The organism is Caldisericaceae bacterium (assembly GCA_036574215.1).
Taxonomy (GTDB): Bacteria; Caldisericota; Caldisericia; order Caldisericales; family Caldisericaceae; genus Caldisericum.
Genome location: JAINCR010000049.1, coordinates 13,162 through 36,171, shown reverse-complemented (window position 1 = coordinate 36,171; position 23,010 = coordinate 13,162). Strand labels below are relative to the sequence as shown.

Here is a 23,010-nt window from a genome sequence, read left to right as displayed (position 1 = left end):
GGGGGTGAGAAGTTGCAAAAAATTTTCGAAAAGTGGTTTTTAAAAAACAAAAAGAAGGAGGTAAGAGAATGAAGAAAGTATTAGTATCATTTCTTGTAGTTTTAATGGTTTTGACGCTTTTTGCAGTTAGACCGTTAAGTGTTGCTGGCGCAGGTTTTAAAGATGTGCCGGAAGATTATTGGGCAAAAGATCAAATCGATTATTTGGTTACAAAAGGTGTAATTGCAGGTTTCCCTGATGGAACATTCAAACCAGAGACTCCTGTAACAAGAGAGCAATTTGCAAAAATGATTTGTATTGCAAAAGGGCTCAAAGAGTATAAACCTTCTACACCAACATTTAAAGATGTAAGCGCATCTCGTTGGTCATTTGGCTATGTAGAAGCAGCTGTCAAAGCTGGTTACATTAAAGGGTATCCTAATGGAATATTTAAGCCAGAAAATTCCATCACAAGGCAAGAACTTGCAGTGCTTGGTGTAAGAGTGGTTGGTAAAGAAAAAGAAGCACAAGCATTCAAGGGCGAACCAATTGTTTGGGCAAACGATTGGAAAAAGATTGCTTCTTGGGCAGTTGGAGCAGTTACACTTGCATACAGACCTGATATACAGATTCTTACTTACCACACAAAAGAGGCAACTGTTGACCCAACAATGGCAGCAACAAGGTCAGAGTGTGCATATGCAATCTATAAGATTGTTGTGCCCCCACAGTTTGGTGGAAGAGTAGTTATTGCACAAACACAAGAACCTGATGCACTAATGAGTTTTGCAACTTCAATGATGGCACAGCGTAATATCGCTATGCAGTATGAAGATGGTTTAATTATGGCATTCCCCAACGGAGTATTGGCTCCAAGAATGGCACTTAATGTTCCAAACTTTAAAGATGGCACCTGGACGACCTACAAGGTAAATGACAAGACCTATATGAAGACAACTTACTACCTGAGAAAAGGTGTGAAGTGGTCAGATGGTGTTCCTGTAAATTACGAACAAGATATTAAATTTGGTGTGTATGACATTTATCTTTCCGGAAAAATTGAGCAGATACCTACAACAGATCCTTATGATAAGATTGAAAAAATTGAATTCCCTAATCCATACACAATGGTTATAACTTGGAAAGATACAACACCATATGCAAACCTTGGTCTTCCGATGTATCCTAAACACTTCTATAGCCAGGTTCCATTAGATCAAATTACATCTTCAGCCCTTGCAAAGAAACCTGTTCATGCAGGTCCATACAAGATTAAAGAGTGGGTTGAAGGGGCATATATTTCTCTTGAACCTAATCCTAACTGGTTCGGTTGGGCTGGTTCAAAACCACTTATCCAAGAGTTTGTGTATCAGTGGATACCTGATACAAATACCATGTTAATGAATGTTCTTGCAGGAAAGGTTGATTTAACTCTCATAGGACTTGGAGAGAAAGAAGCTCAACAGGCAGCAAGAATTAAGACTATTAAAGTTCAAAGGGTTCTTTCAACTTTCTGGGAACATCTTGAAGTTAATACAACTGATCCAATCCTTTCTGATGTAAAAGTCCGTAAAGCACTTGCCTATGGTATTGATTGCAATGATTTGAATAACCGTGTATTCTTAGGTCAAAGAAGAGTTAGCTACTATCCTTATATCGCACTCTTTAACGCATTCTATAGAAACGAAAAAGCAACTACACCAAAATACGATCCTGCAATGGCAAATAAACTCCTTGATGAAGCAGGCTGGAAGATGGGTTCTGATGGCTACAGATACAAAGACGGAAAGAAGTTAACCATTGAACTTTCAACGACAACAAGACAAGATAGAAAAGACGAAGCTGTAGTTCTACAAGCACAACTTAAGAAAATTGGTGTTGATCTTCAAACGAAATTCTTATCAGCATCATACTTCTTTGGCACTTATACTACTCACAGGATGTTCCAGTTAGCAATGTTTGCTTGGGGTGGTGATCCACTTGATCCAGGTGGATACACACTTTATCACTCCGACCAAATTCCAACCGAAGCAAATGAATGGGAAGGACAAAACTATACTGGTATTTCTGACCCTACCCTTGATGATGCAATTTATAAGGCAACTCATGAAGTTGACCCAGCAGTCCGTCAAAAGAACTACTATATTGCAGATCAGAGGATTGCAGACCTTGTGCCACAAATTGGATTAGTTATATGGACTGATATCTATACACCAAAAGCAAATCTTGCTATGGCAGGCTTTGATTATGTGGTTTCCTCTTCTATTGGTTACACATACAATTCAGAGCTCTGGTATTGGGAAAAGAAATAAGGTTTAGTTAGTTAAAATTTGCGGGGACCTCCGCAAAGAGGTCCCCTTTTTTAAAGGATAAGGAGGTTTAGGAAAAGGTGAGAAACTATGTAATAAGAAGAATTTTGCAGATGATTCCTCTGTTTTTAGGGGTTGCAATTGTTACCTTCGCTGTTTTGAGTTTAGTTGGTGATCCTTTTGCGCAAATGCAAATAAACCCCAGGATTAGACCAGAGGATATACAGAGATTAAAACATGCTTGGGGTTTTGACCTTCCGTGGTATCTTAGGTTTTTTAAATGGTTTTGGTCAATGATTACAGGAAATTGGGGTGTTTCAATTTTTGCAGGTGGTAAACCTGTAGTTGAAATTGTAGGAAGAGCAATTAGTTATACGCTAAGGTTTTCAATTGCCTCTCTTATATTTGCTTTTGTTATTGCTGTTCCTATTGGTATATATTCAGCCTTACACCAATACACTCTATTTGATTATGTGTTTACATTTTTTGCCTTTTTTGGAATGTCTATGCCAACATTCTGGTTTGGTTTTATTTTGATGATGATATTTGGTTTGAGGTTAAATTGGCTTCCAATAGGTGGCGTTATGACTCCAGGAATGGAATCGGCTCCCTTCTTTGCGCGTTTACTTGACCAAGCAAAATATATGGTTCTTCCGGTAATTGTTCTTTCGCTTTTTGGGATGGGTTCATGGATGAGGTATGCAAGAAGTTCTATGCTTGAAGTTATAAGGCAAGATTATGTAAGAACCGCAAGAGCTAAAGGACTTCCAGAAAGAACAGTAATATTTAAACATGCTTTACGTAATGCATTGATTCCTATTGTTACCCTTTTAGGACTCACACTACCTGGCATTATCTCTGGTGCAACAATTACCGAAACAGTATTTAGCATCCCGGGTATGGGTAGACTTACTGTAGATGCAATGTTATCAAATGACTATCCTGTTGCAATGGTCTGTTTACTTTTGGAGTCAACTCTTTTGATTGTGGGTAACCTTATTGCAGATTTACTATACGCTGTAGTTGACCCACGAATACGGTATAGTTAGGAGGTTAGTTGGTATGGCTATTGATATAACTACTTCAGAAGAAACTTTAACAGGAAGAATTGAAACCTATTGGAGTATTGTTGGAAAAAGATTGAGAAAGCATAAACTTGCCATGCTTTCTTTAGTTGTATTAATCCTTGTAATTGTTTTATGTATTGTAGGACCATTTATTTCTCCTTATACATCTTCTGAACTTGGTTCCGTAGAAGAAGTTTTGCAACCGCCAAGCTTAAAGCACTGGCTTGGAACAGATGAGTTAGGAAGAGATGTTCTTACACGATTATTTTATGGTGGTAGAATTTCACTTCTTGTTGGTTTTTCATCAGTTTTTTCAGCACTTATTGTTGGTATGATCATTGGTGCATATGCAGGATATTATGGCGGAGTTCTTGATACCATTCTAATGAGATTTACAGATATTATGTTTTCAATTCCAGTGTTACCTCTTCTTATTGTTCTTGCCTCAGTTATTCCTGGTGCAGGAGTTTGGAAAATTGTTTTAGTAATAGCAATTTTTGGTTGGATGACCGATGCAAGAATTGTAAGAGGTATGTTCCTTTCTTTAAGAGAAAATGAGTATGTAGAAGCAGCAAAGGCAATTGGTGTTTCAAATAATAGAATTATTTGGAGACATATTCTTCCAAATTCTCTTGCTCCTATTATTGTCTCTGCTACTCTTGGTGTTGGCGGAAACATCATTTACGAAGCTGCATTAAGCTATCTTGGTTTTGGTGTTATGCCTCCTACACCATCTTGGGGTAATATGCTTCAAAATGCTCAATATGCGATGGCTATTGCTCCATGGCTTGTTTGGTCTCCTGGACTTGCAATGTTTATAACTGTTCTTGCATTTAACTATCTTGGCGACGGACTTAGAGATGCAATGGACCCAAGGTTATATAGGTAGGTGAACTATGGAAAAAAGCGAAGTATTATTGGAAGTAAAAGACTTAAAAACTTATTTCTATACTGACGATGGTGTTGTAAAAGCGGTCGATGGAATGAGTTATACAATACATAAAGGGGAAGTTTTGGGGCTTGTGGGTGAAAGTGGTTGTGGAAAAAGTGTTTCTGCAATGTCAATTTTGGGCCTCATTGATGTTCCTGGAAAAATTGTCGGGGGAGAAATTATTTTTAAAGGAGAAAATTTAGTTGGAAAGACACCAGACCAGTTAAGAAAAATAAGAGGTGCTGAAATTTCAATGATTTTCCAGGAACCGATGAGCGCTTTAAACCCCGTGTTTACAGTTGGTAATCAGATAATGGAGGCAATTTTAATCCACCAAGATGTAAGTGAAGAAGAAGCCAAGAAGATGACAATTGAGCTCCTTAGGCTTGTTGGAATTCCCGAGCCAGAAAGGAGATTTAACCAATATCCTCATGAATTAAGTGGTGGAATGCGACAAAGGGTTATGATTGCAATGGCAATGTCTTGCAATCCAGACCTTCTTATTTCTGATGAAGCAACTACTGCTCTTGATGTAACAATCCAAGCACAGATTCTTGAACTTATGAAAGACCTTCAAAAAAGAACGGGTATGGCAGTTTTATTTATTACCCATGACTTAGCCCTTGTTGCAGAAATGGCAAATAGTGTTTATGTTGCCTATACTGGTAAAATTGTTGAAAGTGGCGAAGTGCTATCCATCTTCAAAAGGCCAAGACATCCTTATACTTACGGACTGTTAAGTTCCATTCCAAATTTAATTTCTGAGAAAACAAAGACTCCGCTTCCTGCAATAGAAGGGATGGTACCTAACCCATACCATATGCCACTTGGTTGTCATTTCAATCCAAGGTGTCCATTTGCAACGGAGAGGTGTAGAAAAGAAATGCCAGAACTTGCTGAAATTGAAAACAATCATTTCGTAAGATGTTTCCACCCTGTTTTAGTTAATGAAAGTGAGGTTGTATCATGAAAAAACTTCTTGAGATAAATAATTTAGTAAAACACTTTCCTGTTGTCGGGGGTGTTTTCTCAAGACCCATTGGCTGGGTAAGGGCAGTTGATGGTATATCCTTCCATATTTTTGAAGGTGAGACTTTTGGTCTTGTGGGGGAAAGTGGAAGTGGCAAAACAACTGCAGGAAAAACAATTATAAAGTTAATTGAACCAACAAAAGGCCAAATCATTTTTAATGGTGCGGATATAACAAGATTTGGGGAAAATAAAATGAGACCTTTGAGAAGAGAAATGCAGATAATTTTCCAAGATCCATATGGCTCTTTGAATCCAAGGATGCCGATTGGGGAGATTATAAAAGAACCTCTAATGGTCCATAACGTTGGAGATAAGAAAGAGCAGGATGAACGAGTCGTTGAGATTATGAAGTTAGTAGGTCTTAGACCTGAATACTTAAGAAGATATCCCCACGAATTTTCTGGCGGACAGAGACAGAGAATAGGTATTGCAAGAGCTATAGTTCTTAATCCTAAGTTTGTTGTTGCAGACGAACCCGTTTCAGCGCTTGATGCATCAATCCAAGCACAAGTGTTAAACCTTCTTCTTGAGCTCCAACAAAAACTTGCCCTTACTTATTTATTAGTTGCACATAACCTTGCTGTTGTAAGGCATGTATCCGATAGGATAGGGGTAATGTACCTTGGTAAATTGGTAGAAGTTGCCGAAACAAAAGAGTTATTTAAGAACCCTCTTCACCCCTATACGCAGGCTTTACTTTCTGCAATACCTATCCCGGATCCTGAGATTAAAAAAGAAAGAATTCTTCTTCAAGGAGATATCCCCTCTCCTATTAATCCACCGTCAGGTTGTAGATTTAGAACCCGTTGCCGATATGCAAAAGATATCTGTAAAGAATCCGAACCACCTTTAGTTGATGTTGGTTCTGGTCATTATGTAGCATGTCATTTCGTAAAAGAGGGTAAAGTTGTAGAATACTCTAAATAAGTTAGCGACTTTATTTATTTAAATGGGAGGAATTGTATCCTCCCTTTTTGTTTTATCGTATATTTAAGTAAGTGAAGTATTTCTTGTAATAACAAGGAGCACGTTCGCTTTACTAAGCGTAAACTCTGCTAAGGATCTTATATTTGAGGTGGACACTCCCTCAAGGCCCCACCTACACGTCATACTGAGCGATAGCGAAGGATCTTGCACTTGAGGGGGTAAAAAGGAACCCCTCAAGATTCCTCCGAATACTGAAAAACATAAAAGGTTGAGATTCTTCCTCGGTAAAAGTCGCCTCGTCAGAATGAAACCTACTCTGTCATCTTGCACTCTTGTCCTTGACGAAGTCAAGTGGAGCGATATCAACGAAGGATCTCATATTTGAAGGGGTAAACGGAACCGCTCAGAACTCCCCCAAGTTCTAAAAAAGAATGAAAGAAATTCTCACCTTGTGCAGAACAATGAGTGAATAGGAACAAAGATATTTGGCTTCCTCTAAGAAACAAGATGTAGTTATGAATAACTGAAAATAATGATTGGATTTGCTGGATGAGGTTGAGCATTACTAGGCTATTGCTTTCTTTACTTTTTCAAAGTTAATTTGTTTCAAAAATTTATTTTAAAATCTTTTTCATTAAAATGTATTTAATTACATTTTAACTTAAGGAATTACTTCTTTTGACGGGTTATTAAAAGTCTTGCTTAGAGGAAATACTATTTTTATGTTACTTATCAAATTCTTAACACTTCTTCCTCTTGACTAAAAAAAACTTTTATGTAAAATAGTTATGCATATGTAATAGGGCCCGTAGCTCAACGGCAGAGCGGTTGGCTCATAACCAATTGGTTCTTGGTTCGAATCCAAGCGGGCCCACCATAGAGGGAGGATTTAATAATGTCATTTATTGGTAAAGTGTATGAAATCGAGAAAAAGCTTTCCCAAACACTAAAAAAAGAAAAACGTGTTAAGGAGATAGAAGAAGAATTGAAAATAGAAGAGCAAATTAACAATTATGAAACTGAAAAGGAAGAGTTGATCCTTTCTAAAAAAGGTTTGGTTAGTAGAAGAAATGAGACTGAACGTGAAATAGAAGATGCAGAAAAAGAATTACAAAGTATAAAAAACGCAGTTGATAGTAACACCTTCAAAACTCAAAAAGAGATTAAAATTGCAAAAAAAACAGAAGAAAATCTTGTGTCTAAATTGGAAGAGTATAGAAAAAATCTAAATTTTGTGTTGAACGAGATAAAAGAAAGAGACACAAAAATTGAAGATTTGGATAAAGCAATTGATAACTTGAAAAGGAAAAGCGAGAAAATTAAAAAAGAATACGAAAAATTAGATGAGGAACTTAAAGAAGAAAGAGCTCTATTAAACCAAGAATTTGATAAAGTTATTTCGTCTTTGCCTCACGATTTTGTAACAAGATATTTAGATATAAGAAAGAGTTTCCCTGGTGGTGCTATTGAGAAAGTTGACCATGGGTTCTGTGGTAATTGTGGTGTGAAATTGCCGCTTGAAACTATTGCCTCACTTCATGAAACAAAGGGAAACGAAATTATCCAATGCGAAATCTGTGGTAAAATTTTATACATAGAAGAAGATTTGACTTAAGTAAGGAAGGCAGCCGCAGAATAGTTTGAGCTATTCTGAGGAAAGTCCGGACTCCTTGGAGCAGAGTGCTTGGGAAATCCAAGCGGGGGTGACCCTAGGGAAAGTGCCACAGAAAACAGACCGCCTTAGATTTAAGGTAAGGGTGAAAAGGTGGTGTAAGAGACCACCGGTAATGTTGGTGACAACATTACGCAAGGCAAACCCCACTTGGAGCAAGGCCAAATAGAGTAGCGAAGAGGAAGCTCCACCTTATGCTACTGGGTTGGCCGCTTAGATAAATGGCTGCCTTCTCCTTATGGAGATACAGAATCTGGCTTATTCCTTACTTAAGTCTTTTTTTGTTAAAACTGCTTGTATTTTTAACAAATTTGTATATAATTCATTGGTTACATCGTTAGGTAAGGCTTCGGGGCGTGGCGCAGTTTGGTAAGCGCACCTGCATGGGGTGCAGGGGGTCAGAAGTTCGAATCTTCTCGCCCCGACCATTACGGGATGTGGCCCAGTTTGGTTAGAGCGCTTGGTTCGGGACCAAGAGGTCGTGGGTTCGAATCCCACCATCCCGACCACTAAAATAAAGTGGAGGTAGAATTGGAGCAAGAAAAAGCACCGCTATATGAGGCTGTATCTAAATACATTAAAAGGAAGATGATTCCTTTTCACATGCCGGGACACTCTCAAGGTAAAGGTGCCCCAAGAATTCTTAAAAAGCTCTTTGGTGAAAAATTTTTTGATTTTGATCTTACGGAAGTTTCGGGTCTTGATTATCTGCACTATGCGCAAGGTGTTATAAGAGAAGCAGAAGATTTGGCAAGTAAACTTTATGGTACCGAGTCTACCATTTTTCTAATTAATGGAACTACTGCTGGTGTTCATGCAATGATACTTGATTCCGTAAAAGAGAACGAGAAAATTATAATTGGAAGAAATTCCCATAGGTCAGTTATTGGTGGCATTCTTCTTGCAAGAGCAAAGCCTTTGTTTGTTGAACCAGAATTTAACGAAGAGTTTGGAATTATTACTAACTTGACAGTTGAAGAAATTGAAAAAACTATAAAAGAAAACCCTGATGCGAAAGCGCTTCTTGTTACTACCCCGAATTATTACGGACTTCAAGGCAGAGTAAAAGATATAATAGATTTAGGGCACAAATATGGTTTGAGGGTTCTTATAGATGAAGCGCATGGTGCACATTTTCCGTTTAACGAAAAATTTCCAAAGTCCGCTATATACCTTGGAGCAGACCTTGTAACTCAAAGTGCCCATAAAACTTTGCCAACTCTAACGCAAACGTCTTTCCTACACATCCCCTCAAAATCAGTGAATGTTGATAGGGTTGAGCAAATCTTAAGCATTATAGAAAGTTCTAGCCCTTCGTATATCTTTATGACAGCATTAGATGTTGCAAGGCGAGAAATGGCATTACATGGTAAGGAAATGTGGGACCGTGCAATTGAAGTTGCTGAATATGCAAGAGAAAAAATAAGCGAACTTGACGGATTTAAAGTTATTACCGAAAAAATTGTAAACGGAATTGATATTTATGTCCTTGATCCTATTAAACTTACAATTAATGTTGAAGATCTGGGGTATTCTGGTTTTGAATTCGAACACTTCCTTAATAAAAACGGCATAGAGATAGAACTTGCCGATCTTCAGAATGTTTTACTTTTTGTTACTGTAGGTACTTCAAAAAGAGACATTGACATACTATTATCGGTTCTCAAGAAAGTGCAACCTAAAAAAGAAAAAAACAAAATTAAAATGGAAAGAACTCCAAAAGCGCCACCTTTTGCAATGATGCCATTTGAAACCCTGCAGAAAGAGTTTGAAGTTGTTCCGTTAAAAGAATCAAAAGGAAGAGTGTCTTGGGGAATCGTTGCTCCATACCCTCCGGGAATCCCCGTGCTTGCTCCAGGCATGATTATAGATGATGATTGTATAGATTTTATAGATGAAGTTTTTAAATATGGTGGTCTTGTGCAAGGTTCCGTAAGACAGGGAAGTGAAATTGCGATTAGGGTAGTGAAAGGGGTATAGATTATGGTAGAAAGAGATGTTTTAAATGCTATTAAATCTTTTGAAGAAGAAGGAGAAAGAGTTTTAAAAGAAGCAGAGTCTACGGTAAGGGCTTTAAAAGAAGAACTAAACGAGAAAAAAGTAGCTCTACGTAAGTTATACGAAAATAACTTTTTAAAGGAAGTTGAGAATTATAGGTCAAGTGCTCTAAAGCTTTTAGATGAAGAAGCTAAAAAGATAGAAAGTGAAAACAAACAATTTTTAAAACTACTTGAAGAAAAAGCAACAGAAAAAATTGATAAAATTATTGTTAATTATTTGAAAGAGGTTGTTGATTATGTCAATAGAGAAGCTTAAAAAAGTTTTGATTTTAAGCGATGTATCACAGAAAGATGAAATTCTTGAATCTTTGTATAATCTTGGAATTTTTCACATTGAAAGTGTAAGATCAGAAATTCTTGCAAGTATTGATAGTTTAAAACCCTTAATACCAGAAAAAGCCTACGACGAAGAGTTGAATAAGATTGATAGTGCATTTTCTATATTTAAGGAATTCGGATTTGGCAAGCAGGGTTTCATAAAAGGTTTTTTACCGCAGGATTTTGAGGTAAGTGAAGAATATTTTAACGATATTGTTCATAAATTTCCTCTTGATGAATTTGTAAAAAAAATCAATGATTTGAAAAACTCCTACGATAAAATTCTTGAAGAAGAAGCAAAATTAGAAGAAGATAAAAAATCTTTGATGGCGTTTCAGGGGTTTCCCTTTCAGTTTTCTATTTTACAGGGAACAAGTAGAACTAGCGCAATAATCGGGGAAATAAAAAAGAAAGACCTCGAAAAATTTAAAAGTGAAGAAGCATTAAACAATTTCTACGCTAATGTTTTTTATACTGATAAAAATGCTGCAAAAGTGTTTATTTTATATGTAAAAGAAGATACCGAATTACTTGAAAAAGTTATTAAGGATTATGGAATTGCAAAAATAACACCCAATAACCATTTCACAGGATTTTTTGAAGAAGAAGTTCAGCGAATTGAAAAAAGACTTTTAGAGCTTGAAAATAATAAAGAGATTATATTAGCAAAAATAAAAGAATACTTTGAAGAGAATGATAAGTTAATAGTGCTTAGAGATTATTTCCAATCTCTTTCAAACAAGGGAATAGGTATTGCAAAGTGTTTGAAAGGAAAAACATTCGTTGTTATTAAAGGTTATGCAAAAGAAAAAGATTTTAATGTTTTAATTGATGGAGTTTCAAAATTTACAGATCTTATTTTTGAATTGAAAATTGAAGATAGTGATTTTGTTCCTGTTAGCTTGAATAATCCCTTAATATTTAAGCCCTTTGAATTTTTAGTAAAGTTATTCGGTCTGCCTTCTTATAGTAATATAGATCCATCTCCAATTGTTGCAATTCTTTTCTCCGTTTTCTTTGGTTTTGCTTTGGGGGATGCAGGTTATGGGCTTGTCCTTTTCCTATTCAGTCTTTTATTTTTAATTAAATATAATAACAATGGAGGTGCTGCAAGATTTTTTAGCATACTTCTTTATGGAAGTATATCCTCTATAGCAGTTGGTGTATTAACAAACTCATATTTTGGTGACATACTTCCATCGTATTTTCCAAATTTTGCACTTACTAAATTTCTTAGTAAACTTGCAGTCATTAACCCTACTTCTCCGGACGGATCTGTTAAGTTTATGATACTTTCAGTTATTATAGGTTTTATTTCCCAGATGATCGGAATTTTGATAAGCTTCATTGTAAAAATAAAAAGTAGAAGTTATCTTGATGCAATATTTAATAGTTTAGGTTGGCTACTTTTCCTTCCTGGCATCATCTTATTCTTCTTCAAATCAACTTTTTCTAATTTGGCGTTTGCTTCAAACATAATGGTTATTTTGGGCGTTCTATTTATTTTAATTGGTGGATGGATGTCCATAAGAAGTCCTTTGTTTAAACCGGTAGCTGCTCTTGTAAATCTCTATGGTATAAGAAGTTCCTACGGTATATCTGGTTTCTTAGGCGATACTCTTTCATACCTCCGTCTGTTTGCGTTAGGTCTGAGTTCTGGTATCCTTGCTTCTTCGTTCAACTTGATGTCAAAAGTAATAGGAAATATGCTAGGACCTGTTGGAATTATTGTCACGATAATTTTACTCTTTGCCTTGCATAGTCTTGCTTTCTTCATGAATATTCTTGGTGCATTTATACACTCAATGCGTTTAAATTTTCTTGAATTATTTGGAAGGTTCTATGATTTAGGTGGTTACGAATTCAAACCTTTTGGGTTTGAGTTTAAAAATATAAGAATCAAAAAATCACAAGGAGGTAAGTAAAATGACTTTTAATGGTTCCATGTTTGTTGCAATTGGTGCTTCTTTTGTGGCAGCAATGGGTGCAATTGGTTCTGGTATTGGTATTGGTAGGACAACTTCACATGCAGCAGGTATCCTTTCTGAAAAACCAGAATTATTTGGTAAAATGCTTGTTATTATGGCTCTTCCTGGAACACAGGGCTTTTATGCTCTTGTTGTTATGTTTCTTATGATGCAGTTTTTTGGCTTTATTGGTGGTTCTCCAAAGGCTTCTTGGGGACAGGGACTTGCCGCATTATTTATCGGCATTTTAGTCGGTCTTATTGAATTTAAAACTGCATTAGACCAGGCACATTCAGCAATTGGCGCAGAAGATCTTGTTGCGAAAAGACCAGAGGAAAGCGGTAGAGCAATACTTTTACCAGCGCTTGTTGAAACCTATGCTATTTTGGGACTTCTTGCAGGTGTGCTTTTGTCTCTTTGGGTTTCGGCGGCAGCATTTTAATTGGCTATGAGTCTTGATAAAATTAAGGAAAAAATCATCTCTTCTTCGCAAAAACAGGCAGAAGAGATTATCAATAAAGCTAAAAGTGATATTGAGAATGAGTTAAATAATTTTGAAAATTCTCTTAGGAAAGAATTTGCATCTAAATTTGAGGAAGAAAAGAAATTAATTGATGATGAAATTGTTAAATTACGAATTTCTCACAATTTAAAGGTTGAAAAAGAAATTAACCTTTTGAAGAATAAGATTATTGAAAAGTTCTTTTCTGTTCTTAAAGAGAAAATTTTAAGTGATGAGAATCTCTATTTAAGTCTTATTACTCGACTTATAGAGAAAGACGCTCCTAACAATAGTGTTGTTTACATTAACGAAAAGGATTTTAATTTGTTTGGTAAGAAGATTAAATCCTTTATTGATGAAAGACTCAAAGATAAGAACGTTAAACTTTCTAAAACTACTGTTGAAATTAGTGGTGGATGTATTATAAAAACTGAAAATTACGAAGTAAACGACTCTATTGATGAAATTATTAATACATTTAAAGAACGAAAAGATATTGAAGTTGCAAGGGAGATTTTTAGTAATGAATAACTTTTCTTTTGAAATAAAAGGAAAAAGCTATTACGATTTTCTTTGTGGACGTGTAAAAGTTTTAGAAACTTATCTTTTGGATGTTGATACTTTAATTGCTCTTAAAAATAAAGATTTTCAGTCCTTTGTTTCTACTCTTCAGGGTTATCCGTATAAAAAGTACATAAGTAAGATTGATTTTCCTGAGGTAAGGAAAGCGATTTTTAAAAGAAGAGAAGAAGAATTTGAAGAATTTTCTAAGTTTGGCCTTGAACCTTTTATAAACGTATTTTTAAGGAGTGCAAATTACTTTTTGTTGGTTAAAAAGGCGTATTTAGGTTATGAGGTAGGTGATAACTTTAAAGAATTCCTCTTAAAAGGTGTTGGTTCTTATCCTAAACATTTTTATGAGTGTTTTTCTGACTTAAAAAAGAATAAATATCCATCTTACTTAATTCCTATAGTTATTGATTCTTATTACCTTTCATTTTTAGTTGACTATGCAAAATTAACAAAAAGTCCTTTTATAGAGGAGTATTACCAATCTTTTACTGAGGCAATTTTAATTCAAATTCTTATGAGAAGTTATAGTTTTCTAAACATAGGTTTTTTAAAAGAGGATGAGTTTCTTAAAATTGTTGAATTTTTGAAGCAAAAATTTCAAAATGTTTCAATCATTAAAGTTATTGATTCGGTTTCTTCGTTTACACGCATGGTTAATACCCAGAAATACTTTTATCGGGAGAAAAGTCTTTCCGAAAACTGGGAAGTGCTTACTCAAGAAATTTTAAAAAGTATTTTATTTAAAGGTAAATATTTTAACGAAGGCATTGAGCCTATTTTTGTGTATTTGCTAAAATTAAATGCCGAAACTTCTGTTTTACAAAAACTTGCGTATGCTCTCTACTATGGCTTAGAAACAAGTGATATAAGCGAACTGGAGTTAGTCTATGAATAAAGTTGCTTTTGTTGGAAGTAAAAGACTTGGTATTTTACTAAAAAATTTTGGTATTGAGTATTTTGTTGCCGAAAAAGAAACCGTAATAAATGAGATAAAAACATTAGCAAAGTCAAATGAATATACTGTAATTTTTACTGAAGAAACGTTCTTTGATTTAGTTAAAAATTACCTTCAAGAAAAAACAGAGCCGCTTCCTGTAATAATGATGTTACCAACTGTGATGGTAAAAAACAGAACCTTGAATCTAATAGGTGAAGTTGTTAAAAAAGCAGTTGGTATTAATATCCTTACAAAAAATGAAGATATAGGAGAGTGATCTATGGCGGAAAAAGTTGGCTATGTAGTGAAAGTTGCAGGTCCTCTTGTTATTGCAAAAGATGTTCCAAATGCTAAAATGTATGAAATGGTTTACGTTTCGGACCTGAAACTTTTCGGAGAAATTATCGAAGTAAAAGGGAATTTATCATCAATACAAGTCTATGAAGATACATCTTTAATAGGACCTAATGAGCCTGTTTATGCAACAGGTTTACCTTTAAGTGTTGAACTTGGACCTGGACTTATTGGCTCAATTTATGATGGAGTTCAAAGACCTCTTGACGAATTAATGGCGCATTATGGTAGTTTTGTTGAAAGAGGAGTTTCATTACCATCTCTTAATAGAGAAAAGCTTTTCCACTTTGTTCCAAAAGTAACAGTAGGAAAAGATGTTGTGGGAGGAGATGTAATTGGAACAGTCCAAGAAACTACTATTGTTGAGCATAGAATTCTTGTTCCCCCTAATGTTAAAGGTAGGATTTCAAAAATTGCTAAAGAAGGCGACTACACGGTTGAGGAGATTATTGCTGTAGTTAATGATGGACAAAAGGAAACTGAATTGAAAATGTACCACAAATGGCCAGTGAGATTCTCAAGACCTGTCAAAAACCGAGTTCCTCCCGATGAGCCACTTGTAACTGGTCAAAGGGTTATAGACACATTCTTTCCTGTTGCAAAGGGTGGAACGGCTTGTATCCCTGGACCATTTGGTAGTGGAAAAACAGTTGTGCAGCACCAACTTTCGAAGTGGGCAGACGCAGATATCATTGTTTTCATAGGTTGTGGTGAAAGAGGAAACGAGATGACAGACGTTTTGATAGAGTTTCCTGAATTGAAAGACCCTAAAACAGGAAGACCACTTATGGAAAGAACAGTCCTAATTGCCAATACTTCAAATATGCCTGTTGCAGCAAGGGAGGCATCTGTCTTTACTGGAATTACGATTGCAGAATACTATAGAGATATGGGTTACAATGTTGCACTTATGGCCGATTCGACTTCCCGTTGGGCAGAAGCTATGAGAGAAATGTCTGGAAGACTTGAAGAAATGCCTGGAGAAGAAGGGTATCCAGCATATCTTGCTTCAAGAATTTCTTCTTTCTATGAAAGAGCAGGCAAGGTATTTATTCTTGGCTCTCAAGATAAGGTATCAAGTTTGAGTGTTGTTGGCGCTGTTTCTCCTCCGGGTGGAGACCTTTCAGATCCAGTTGTGCAGTCAACTCTTAGAACAGTGCGTGTTTTCTGGTCTTTGGATGCTTCACTTGCCTATGCAAGACATTTCCCTGCAATTCAGTGGTTGAGGAGTTATTCCCTTTACGCAGAACAGTTAAGGGATTACTACGAGAAGAATGCAGGTCTCAATTTCATTGATTATAGAACAAGAGCCCTTGCCATCTTAAGAAAGGAAGCTGAACTACAAGAAATGGTTAGGTTGGTGGGAATTGATGCGCTTTCTCCACAAGACCGTTTAACACTTGAGATTGCAAAGTCGATAAGAGAAGATTTTCTCCAACAAGATGCTTTTGATCCAGAAGACACTTACGCTTCCTTGAAGAAACAGTACAGAATGATAAAATTGATTTTCCTATTTGCAGATTATGCAAAGGATGCCTTAGAAAAGAATGTTGATTTGAATAAAATTATAACTCTTCCCGTGCGAGTTGATATTTCAAGAGCGAAACTTATTCCGGAAAAGAATTTAGAGAGTTTTGATAAACTCGAAGAAAAAGTAAAAAAATCCTTTGAAGATCTTTTAAGTGAGGTGGCAAATGTCTAAGGAATACACAACTGCAAAGGAAATATCTGGGCCTCTACTCCTTGTTGACAATATTGAAAAGGCAACTTACAACGAAATTGTCGAAATTAAAACTCCAGATGGAGCTATCAAAAGAGGACAAGTCCTCGAAGTTAACGGAAATATGGCTTTAATTCAGGTGTTTGAAGGAACTTCTGGGTTAAGCCTTGGTGAAGTAAAGGTTAAGTTTTTAGGGCACGGTGTTGAATTGAGTGTTTCCCCTCAAATTCTTGGAAGAATATTTGATGGTTCCGGAAGGCCTATAGATGGTGCACCCCCTATCATTCCTGAGAAGAAAATAGATATAAATGGTGCTCCTATTAACCCTTATTCAAGAGATTATCCATCAGAATTTATTCAAACAGGAATTTCTGCAATTGATGGACTTAACACCCTTGTTAGAGGTCAAAAATTGCCTATCTTTTCTGGTTCTGGTTTACCCCATGCTGAGCTTGCTGCCCAAATTGCAAGGCAGGCTAAAGTTTTAGGTAAAGAAGAAAAATTTGCCGTTGTTTTTGTAGCGATGGGTATCTCATTTGAAGAGGCGAATTACTTTATCAATAGTTTTACAGAATCAGGAGCACTTGAAAGGTCTGTTATGTTTATTAATTTAGGAAATAGCCCCGTTATTGAACGTATTGCAGCCCCTCGTTTCGGATTAACTGCAGCAGAGTATCTTGCCTTTGAACTTGGGATGCATGTCCTTGTAATAATGACTGATATGACAAACTATTGCGAAGCCCTTAGAGAAATATCTGCAGCAAGAAAGGAAGTTCCTGGAAGACGAGGGTACCCTGGATACATGTACACAGACCTTGCAACAATTTATGAAAGGGCAGGTAGAATAAAAGGTAAAAAAGGTTCGATTACCCAGATTCCCGTCTTAACTATGCCAGAAGATGATAAGACCCATCCTATACCAGATTTAACGGGTTATATTACTGAGGGGCAGATTTTCCTTTCAAGAAGTCTTTATCAGCAAGGGATATATCCTCCAATAGACGTCCTACCAAGTTTGTCGAGATTAAAAGATAAAGGTATTGGAAAAGGAAAAACAAGAGAAGACCATTCCTCCGTTTTAAACCAACTATTTGCCTCTTATGCAAGAGGAAGAGAAGCAAGAGAATTGCTTACGGTTTTAGGAGAAAGTGCTCTTACAGAAGCTGATTTACTCCATGTTAAATTTGCGGATGAGTTTGAAAAGCGTTTTGTTCAGCAAGGCTTAAATGAGGATCGTTCAATTGAGGAAACTCTTGACCTTGGTTGGAAACTACTTTCAATTTTGCCGATAGAAGAACTAAAGAGGGTTAAACCTGAGTTTATTGAGAAATACCTTAAAAAAGAGGTAAGTTAGTATGCTTCTCAATGTTAATCCAACGAGAATGGAGCTTCTTCGCCTAAAGGAGAGGCTCAAACTTGCAAAAAGAGGACATAAGCTTTTAAAAGATAAACTTGAAGGGTTGATGCGTAATTTTCTTGATATTGCAAAGGCTTATGTTGTAAGACGAGCAGATTTTGATGAAAAATTCTCTGGAGCTTTGAAGAAATTTGAAAATAGCACTCAGGACATTGAAGATGATACCCTTATCGCTCTTTTTGAAGGTGGGACTTTTAGCCTTACGTTGTTCCATAAAATTAAAAGTGTAATGAACGTAAAGTATCCAGTGTTTGATGTTAAAACAGAGGGCAACCCCATATCCTATCCGTTTTCTTTAACAACTGTTCTGCTTGACAGAGCTATGCTTCAACTACTTCCCCTTATTAAAGATATGTTGGAACTTGCTTCAATTGAACAGGAAATTTATTCCATTGCATTAGAGTTAGCAAAAATAAGAAGAAGAGTTAATGCCCTTGAATATGTCATTATTCCTAATCTTGAAGAGACAATCACATACATAGAACAAAAACTTGAAGAGGCTGATAGGGAAAACATAGCAAGACTTTTGAAAGTAAAGGATATCATTAGAGAGCATTGATATAATTTATGGAAATTGTTAAAAAAGAAACCATCTTTAGTGGAAGGCTACTTTCTCTTATTAAAAAAACTGTCAAAAATAGCGACGGAAGTCTTTGGGATAGGGAAGTTGTAACTTACGGGGGCAATGCTTCGGTTATTTTACCTTTGGTAGATAATAAAGTGGTATTTGTAAAACAGTTTAGGCCCACAGTTGAGGATTTTATTTTAGAATTACCAGCAGGTAGAATCGAGAATAACGAAACCCCTTATGATTGTGCAAAAAGAGAATTAGAAGAGGAAACTGGTCTAATTGCTAAAAATCTTAAGTTTTTATTTGAGTTTTACCCTTCACCTGGTTTTGTTGATGAAAAATTGTATCTGTTTTTAGCAACTGAATTTTCCCATGGCATTGTTAATTTAGATGCAGGAGAGGAGGTTAATACTCTTTTTGTTCCCATAGACGATGCGCTTAGCTATCTTGATAATGGAACTATAATTGATGGTAAAACTATCATAGGGCTTTTATATATGAAGTTAATGCTAAAATAACATGCTAACGCAACTATACAATCTGGGTATAAAATTTGTAAGATATTTTCCTCAAGGTTTTGTTTACGGAACAGCTCGGTTTTTGGGCTTTATGTCTTTTTTATTTGATAGAAAGAGGAAAAATGTCCTTAAAAATTTAGCAGTTTTTACAGGAGAAAAAGGTATAAAATTAATCTTATTAGGTATTGAATTTTATATAAATTTTGCATTGAACATTGCAGACTACTTTATATTGGAAGAAAAAGGCTTAGATAAGATAAAAATTTTAACTCCAGCTTCTCAAGTTAAAGAAACTTTGGAAAAGTTGAAAGGCAAAAATGTAGGGGTTGTTGTTCCCACGGCACACCTTGGTAATTGGGAGGTTGCAGGAGCATTTGTCGGTTCACTTGGCTTTAGAGCCCATGGTATAGGTTTGCCGCAACAGGAAAAGGGAGTGGAAAAGTTTTACAAAAGCTTTAGAGAAAGATACAATGTAATCGTCCATCCTTTTCAAACTGGTTTCATCGGCGCATACAAAGGCATTAAAGTAGGTGATGTTGCAACTATTGTAAGTGATAGAGATATTAACAAAGATGGCATTTGTGTCCAGTTTTTTGGAAGGAATGTTACCTTCCCCAAAGGTGCTTCAGTTTTATCATATAGGACGAAAGCCCGTAGTATTTTTGCTATGTTGGTGAGGGAAAAAGGTGGTTATAAAGTGTATTTTTCTCAAGTGTTTAAACTTGATTTTAATTTGGTAGAAAAGGAATTTATAGAAGATTATGTGAAACAATTTGCTAAAGTCCTTGAGGATTATGTCAAAAAATATCCTACCCAATTTTTTCATTTTTTTGATTATCTTACGGAGTACAAATGCTAATTGCTATAATCCCAGCTAAAGACGAAGCGATAAATATTGGTGAAGTAGTTTTAAAAACTAAAAAGTATGCAGATTTCGTGCTTGTAATTGATGATGCCTCGGTAGATAATACAAAAGAAATTGCTAAAATGAGCGGAGCTTACGTAATTAGAAACGCTCATAACCTGGGTAAGGCAGATTGCTTAAAGATTGGTTTTAAGTATGCAATTGAAAATAGTTTTGATAGGATCGTTCTCATCGATGGAGACGGTCAGCATGATCCAGATGAGATTCCAAAACTACTTAAAAAGTTAGACGAGGGATACGATATTGTTGTTGGGGCAAGAAGATTCAACCTGAAAGAAATGCCTTTATTACGCGTATTTGCAAATAGTTTTTCTTCTTTTCTCTTAAGTGTAATCACCGGAGTAAAGATCCTTGATAGTCAGTCTGGATATAGAGTTTTAAAAACTGATGTAGTTAAAAAAATGACTTTTGAGACTAAAAGATACCAACTTGATACAGAAATGTTAGTTAAAGCTGCAAGATGCTCTTTTAGAATTGGTTTTGTCCCTATAAAGACTATTTATGCTGAAAAGGCAAAAAGCAAGATTAACCAACTAATAGACCCCATCAAGTTTTTAATTGTGTCTTTGAGGCTGTCATTTTATAGATGCAAAAAGTAGATTTCGTTGATCTACACATTCACTCTAAGTTTAGTATTCCCTCAAGTAAAAGTATGGGGTTAGAGAATATAGCAAACTTCGCTAAAAAAAGAGGCGTGACTATTATTGGAACAGGGGATATCCTCTTTCCTGAATGGAGAAAAGAAGTAGAAAAAAACATGGAATTTGAAAACGGCTTCTACTATTTTAATAATTTGCGGTTTGTTTTAACTGCCGAAGTTAATATTATCTTTGAGATGTTTTCATCTATTAAAAAATTTCATGCAGTCCTTTCTTTTTATGATTTTAAAAAAGAAGATGAATTTAAAAGGGCATTTGATAGATACGCTAATTTTGATAGTATTGCTCGTCCAAATATTAGTATCCGCCCAAAAGACTTTCTTCGTATTGTGGAAGAAATAGGAGGCGTCCACATTATACTTGCACACATTTTTACTCCTTACTATGGGATTCTTGGAGCAAACAATAATTTAAATAATGTTAACGAAGTTTTTGATAAAGATGTTTCCCAGATAATTTTTGTTGAAACAGGCTTAAGTGCTGATCCATCCATGATTTTTAAGGTCAAACATTTGAGAAGTTTTGTTGCTTTATCAAATTCCGACGCTCATTCTTTGAAGAACATTGGGCGGGAAGGTATTGGGGTTCCTTTTTCAAAAACTTATGATGAGCTATTTTTAAATCTTAAGAATAAAAGTGCAATCTTTACTATAGAAGAGTTTTCTGAAATCGGTAAATACTATTTAGATGGACATAGACAATGTAAGTTTAAAACAAATGATTTTTCTTTAGCAAACTGCCCAATCTGTGGGAAGCCTTTAACTAAAGGCGTTTTACATAGGATTTTTGAATTATCTCAAGATGAAAGTAATCTTAATAAAAATCCTCTAATACAGAAATTCTATTTTTTTGTTCCACTAAAAGAAATACTTCCTCTCCTATTCAATAAAAGCATGGTAAATTACATCTATGATAAAATCCTTGAAAACTTTAATAGCGAATACAATTTTTTCTTTTTTAATAGAGATTTTGGCTCTTATGATTTTTTATCCAATGATTTAATTACAATTGTTAAGAATATAAAAGATAAGAAGTTGACTTTTGATTATGGATATGATGGTGTTTATGGAAGTTGGGGGCTTTTAAGTGCTTAAAGACAATTTTGGAAGAGAGATAACGTATCTAAGATTTTCCGTTACACAGCGCTGTAATTTTAACTGCGTTTATTGCCATTCCTATAATAACAACGTATCTTCCGAACCATCTTTAGATGATATTGCTTTTATAGTGAATGTGTTCTCTTCTCTTGGCTTTAGAAAGATTCGTATTACTGGTGGAGAGCCACTTGTAAGAAATGATATTGTTGATATCGTAAGAGTTGTAAAACAAGCCAAATTTGATGAGATAGTTATGACTACAAATGGTTATAGACTCTACCAAATTGCAAAAGATTTAAAAGACGCTGGTCTTGATAGAATAAATATTAGTCTTGATTCTTTGGATAGGTCAACGTTCTTAAGCATAACAAGTCTTGATAAATTTGATGATGTGTACAAAGGGCTTTCAGAAGCAATTTCAGTGGGATTCAATCCTGTAAAAATAAATACAGTTCTTTTGAGGGGAATTAATGAAAGCGATATTTTGCCTTTAGTAGAAATGACTAAAGATAAAGACTTAATAGTTAGATTTATAGAACTTATGCCTGTTAAAGGGAATTCTTTTTTTGATGAGTATTTCTTAAGCTATAGAGATGCAATTAAGATAATTGAAAGTAAATATAAACTTGAGAAACATCCAACTCCATGGCATGAGGTTGCAAGATACTATAAAATTATTGGCTTTAAAGGTTTAATCGGTTTTATAACCTCTGTCAGTCAGCATTTTTGTAATAATTGTAATAGGCTTCGACTTACTTCGACATTTAAAATCTTCCCGTGTCTTTTTTCTTCTGAGTATGTTTCTATTAAGGATGCAGTTTTACATAGGGATGAGAAATTACTTAAAGACCTTATCATGAAATCTATTAACATAAAACAACTTGCTCATGGAGAAATAAAGGTAGGAACAAAAGAATTTATAGAAAATATGCAAGAATTAGGGGGGTAACGATGAGTCATTTTGATACCGATGGTAAAGCGCATATGATTGATGTATCCAATAAGGGCGATACTTTAAGAACAGCAAGAGCCTTTGCAAGGGTCTTATTATCTAAAGACACTTTAGAAAAGATTAAAGGAGGGGAAATAGAAAAAGGAGAGGTGCTTACAGTTGCAAAAGTTGCTGGAATTAGTGCTGCAAAAAAAACTTGGGAAATTATTCCAATGTGCCATCCGTTGAATCTTACCTATGTCGATATCAACTTTTCTTTAGTTGACGATCCTTCCTCTATTGAAATTGAGAGTTTTGTTTCTCTTATCGGTAAAACTGGGGCTGAAATGGAAGCTTTAGTTGCGGTTAGTATTGCTTCTCTTACGGTTTACGATATGTGCAAGGGAATAGATAAATCAATTACAATAGAAGACATATATCTTTTAGAAAAAACTGGGGGAAAATCTAAAAGATTTATTAGAAATGTATAATTTGACTTTTTAATTTTTTTTGATATAATAGAAAATTGCGTATTTACTTAAGG

Annotated in this window: 22 protein-coding genes, 3 tRNA genes and 1 other RNA gene; all 26 read left to right on the top strand. The window is 35.3% G+C overall.

Annotated features, from left to right (window positions below; all coding sequences use genetic code 11):
• The first annotated feature begins 68 nt into the window (after nt 1–68).
• The gene (locus K6343_02980; protein ID MEF3244931.1) at nt 69–2,291 is read left to right on the top strand and encodes an S-layer homology domain-containing protein; all 2,223 of its coding nucleotides are present in this window, start codon (nt 69–71) and stop codon (nt 2,289–2,291) included.
• Between the two features lie 77 nt (nt 2,292–2,368).
• Nucleotides 2,369–3,337, top strand: a complete 969-nt coding sequence (locus K6343_02975) for an ABC transporter permease (protein MEF3244930.1) — start codon at nt 2,369–2,371, stop codon at nt 3,335–3,337.
• Nucleotides 3,338–3,350: 13 nt separating this feature from the next.
• Complete coding sequence (locus K6343_02970) at nt 3,351–4,244, top strand: ABC transporter permease (protein MEF3244929.1); 894 nt, start codon at nt 3,351–3,353, stop codon at nt 4,242–4,244.
• Between the two features lie 7 nt (nt 4,245–4,251).
• On the top strand, nt 4,252–5,256 hold the full coding sequence (locus tag K6343_02965) for an ABC transporter ATP-binding protein (GenBank protein MEF3244928.1): 1,005 nt from the start codon (nt 4,252–4,254) through the stop codon (nt 5,254–5,256).
• Complete coding sequence (locus tag K6343_02960; GenBank protein MEF3244927.1) at nt 5,253–6,245, top strand: dipeptide ABC transporter ATP-binding protein; 993 nt, start codon at nt 5,253–5,255, stop codon at nt 6,243–6,245. The genes K6343_02965 and K6343_02960 overlap by 4 nt, the downstream gene beginning before the upstream one ends.
• Nucleotides 6,246–7,047: 802 nt before the next feature.
• A tRNA-Ile gene (locus tag K6343_02955) sits at nt 7,048–7,122 on the top strand.
• 18 nt (nt 7,123–7,140) lie between these two features.
• On the top strand, nt 7,141–7,860 hold the full coding sequence (locus tag K6343_02950) for a hypothetical protein (GenBank protein ID MEF3244926.1): 720 nt from the start codon (nt 7,141–7,143) through the stop codon (nt 7,858–7,860).
• An RNA gene (rnpB, locus tag K6343_02945) (RNase P RNA component class A) lies at nt 7,858–8,193 on the top strand. The genes K6343_02950 and rnpB overlap by 3 nt, the downstream gene beginning before the upstream one ends.
• A 74-nt stretch (nt 8,194–8,267) precedes the next feature.
• Nucleotides 8,268–8,345: transfer RNA gene (locus K6343_02940), tRNA-Pro, on the top strand.
• Between the two features lie 3 nt (nt 8,346–8,348).
• Nucleotides 8,349–8,426, top strand: a tRNA-Pro gene (locus K6343_02935).
• Between the two features lie 22 nt (nt 8,427–8,448).
• The gene (locus K6343_02930) at nt 8,449–9,897 is read left to right on the top strand and encodes an aminotransferase class V-fold PLP-dependent enzyme (GenBank protein ID MEF3244925.1); all 1,449 of its coding nucleotides are present in this window, start codon (nt 8,449–8,451) and stop codon (nt 9,895–9,897) included.
• A 3-nt stretch (nt 9,898–9,900) separates the two neighbouring features.
• Nucleotides 9,901–10,233, top strand: a complete 333-nt coding sequence (locus K6343_02925) for a hypothetical protein (GenBank protein MEF3244924.1) — start codon at nt 9,901–9,903, stop codon at nt 10,231–10,233.
• Nucleotides 10,214–12,220, top strand: coding sequence for a hypothetical protein (locus K6343_02920; protein MEF3244923.1), 2,007 nt, complete (start codon nt 10,214–10,216; stop codon nt 12,218–12,220). Before K6343_02925 ends, K6343_02920 begins: the two co-directional genes overlap by 20 nt.
• Nucleotide 12,221: 1 nt before the next feature.
• A complete protein-coding gene (locus K6343_02915; protein MEF3244922.1) occupies nt 12,222–12,704 on the top strand; it encodes a hypothetical protein in 483 nt (160 codons plus the stop codon).
• A gap of 6 nt (nt 12,705–12,710) precedes the next feature.
• A complete protein-coding gene (locus K6343_02910; protein MEF3244921.1) occupies nt 12,711–13,295 on the top strand; it encodes a V-type ATP synthase subunit E in 585 nt (194 codons plus the stop codon).
• On the top strand, nt 13,288–14,232 hold the full coding sequence (locus K6343_02905; protein ID MEF3244920.1) for a hypothetical protein: 945 nt from the start codon (nt 13,288–13,290) through the stop codon (nt 14,230–14,232). Before K6343_02910 ends, K6343_02905 begins: the two co-directional genes overlap by 8 nt.
• Nucleotides 14,225–14,551, top strand: coding sequence for a hypothetical protein (locus tag K6343_02900; protein MEF3244919.1), 327 nt, complete (start codon nt 14,225–14,227; stop codon nt 14,549–14,551). The genes K6343_02905 and K6343_02900 overlap by 8 nt, the downstream gene beginning before the upstream one ends.
• Before the next feature lie 3 nt (nt 14,552–14,554).
• Complete coding sequence (locus tag K6343_02895; GenBank protein MEF3244918.1) at nt 14,555–16,330, top strand: V-type ATP synthase subunit A; 1,776 nt, start codon at nt 14,555–14,557, stop codon at nt 16,328–16,330.
• On the top strand, nt 16,323–17,702 hold the full coding sequence (locus K6343_02890; GenBank protein ID MEF3244917.1) for a V-type ATP synthase subunit B: 1,380 nt from the start codon (nt 16,323–16,325) through the stop codon (nt 17,700–17,702). Before K6343_02895 ends, K6343_02890 begins: the two co-directional genes overlap by 8 nt.
• Before the next feature lies 1 nt (nt 17,703).
• Complete coding sequence (locus K6343_02885) at nt 17,704–18,324, top strand: V-type ATP synthase subunit D (GenBank protein ID MEF3244916.1); 621 nt, start codon at nt 17,704–17,706, stop codon at nt 18,322–18,324.
• Nucleotides 18,325–18,332: 8 nt separating this feature from the next.
• Nucleotides 18,333–18,854: an NUDIX hydrolase gene (locus tag K6343_02880; protein MEF3244915.1), complete on the top strand. Its 522-nt coding sequence runs from the start codon at nt 18,333–18,335 to the stop codon at nt 18,852–18,854.
• 1 nt (nt 18,855) lies between these two features.
• Complete coding sequence (locus K6343_02875; protein MEF3244914.1) at nt 18,856–19,713, top strand: lysophospholipid acyltransferase family protein; 858 nt, start codon at nt 18,856–18,858, stop codon at nt 19,711–19,713.
• A complete protein-coding gene (locus K6343_02870; GenBank protein MEF3244913.1) occupies nt 19,707–20,378 on the top strand; it encodes a glycosyltransferase family 2 protein in 672 nt (223 codons plus the stop codon). Before K6343_02875 ends, K6343_02870 begins: the two co-directional genes overlap by 7 nt.
• Nucleotides 20,366–21,532 (top strand): endonuclease Q family protein, encoded by a 1,167-nt coding sequence (locus tag K6343_02865; protein MEF3244912.1) that lies wholly within the window; start codon nt 20,366–20,368, stop codon nt 21,530–21,532. Before K6343_02870 ends, K6343_02865 begins: the two co-directional genes overlap by 13 nt.
• Nucleotides 21,525–22,484, top strand: coding sequence for a GTP 3',8-cyclase MoaA (moaA, locus tag K6343_02860; GenBank protein ID MEF3244911.1), 960 nt, complete (start codon nt 21,525–21,527; stop codon nt 22,482–22,484). The genes K6343_02865 and moaA overlap by 8 nt, the downstream gene beginning before the upstream one ends.
• A 2-nt stretch (nt 22,485–22,486) precedes the next feature.
• On the top strand, nt 22,487–22,957 hold the full coding sequence (gene moaC / locus K6343_02855) for a cyclic pyranopterin monophosphate synthase MoaC (protein ID MEF3244910.1): 471 nt from the start codon (nt 22,487–22,489) through the stop codon (nt 22,955–22,957).
• The last annotated feature ends 53 nt before the right edge of the window (nt 22,958–23,010 follow it).

What these genes read in the sequence shown, in the direction of transcription:
- K6343_02915 (MEF3244922.1), top strand. Translation starts at nt 12,222, where the DNA reads ATGACTTTTAATGGTTCCATGTTTGTTGCAATTGGTGCTTCTTTTGTG.
- K6343_02965 (MEF3244928.1), top strand. Translation starts at nt 4,252, where the DNA reads ATGGAAAAAAGCGAAGTATTATTGGAAGTAAAAGACTTAAAAACTTAT.
- K6343_02950 (MEF3244926.1), top strand. Translation starts at nt 7,141, where the DNA reads ATGTCATTTATTGGTAAAGTGTATGAAATCGAGAAAAAGCTTTCCCAA.
- K6343_02960 (MEF3244927.1), top strand. Translation starts at nt 5,253, where the DNA reads ATGAAAAAACTTCTTGAGATAAATAATTTAGTAAAACACTTTCCTGTT.
- K6343_02870 (MEF3244913.1), top strand. Translation starts at nt 19,707, where the DNA reads ATGCTAATTGCTATAATCCCAGCTAAAGACGAAGCGATAAATATTGGT.
- K6343_02880 (MEF3244915.1), top strand. Translation starts at nt 18,333, where the DNA reads ATGGAAATTGTTAAAAAAGAAACCATCTTTAGTGGAAGGCTACTTTCT.
- K6343_02865 (MEF3244912.1), top strand. Translation starts at nt 20,366, where the DNA reads ATGCAAAAAGTAGATTTCGTTGATCTACACATTCACTCTAAGTTTAGT.
- K6343_02890 (MEF3244917.1), top strand. Translation starts at nt 16,323, where the DNA reads ATGTCTAAGGAATACACAACTGCAAAGGAAATATCTGGGCCTCTACTC.
- moaC (MEF3244910.1), top strand. Translation starts at nt 22,487, where the DNA reads ATGAGTCATTTTGATACCGATGGTAAAGCGCATATGATTGATGTATCC.
- K6343_02885 (MEF3244916.1), top strand. Translation starts at nt 17,704, where the DNA reads ATGCTTCTCAATGTTAATCCAACGAGAATGGAGCTTCTTCGCCTAAAG.
- K6343_02875 (MEF3244914.1), top strand. Translation starts at nt 18,856, where the DNA reads ATGCTAACGCAACTATACAATCTGGGTATAAAATTTGTAAGATATTTT.
- K6343_02920 (MEF3244923.1), top strand. Translation starts at nt 10,214, where the DNA reads ATGTCAATAGAGAAGCTTAAAAAAGTTTTGATTTTAAGCGATGTATCA.
- K6343_02900 (MEF3244919.1), top strand. Translation starts at nt 14,225, where the DNA reads ATGAATAAAGTTGCTTTTGTTGGAAGTAAAAGACTTGGTATTTTACTA.
- K6343_02980 (MEF3244931.1), top strand. Translation starts at nt 69, where the DNA reads ATGAAGAAAGTATTAGTATCATTTCTTGTAGTTTTAATGGTTTTGACG.
- K6343_02905 (MEF3244920.1), top strand. Translation starts at nt 13,288, where the DNA reads ATGAATAACTTTTCTTTTGAAATAAAAGGAAAAAGCTATTACGATTTT.
- K6343_02925 (MEF3244924.1), top strand. Translation starts at nt 9,901, where the DNA reads ATGGTAGAAAGAGATGTTTTAAATGCTATTAAATCTTTTGAAGAAGAA.
- K6343_02910 (MEF3244921.1), top strand. Translation starts at nt 12,711, where the DNA reads ATGAGTCTTGATAAAATTAAGGAAAAAATCATCTCTTCTTCGCAAAAA.
- K6343_02970 (MEF3244929.1), top strand. Translation starts at nt 3,351, where the DNA reads ATGGCTATTGATATAACTACTTCAGAAGAAACTTTAACAGGAAGAATT.
- K6343_02895 (MEF3244918.1), top strand. Translation starts at nt 14,555, where the DNA reads ATGGCGGAAAAAGTTGGCTATGTAGTGAAAGTTGCAGGTCCTCTTGTT.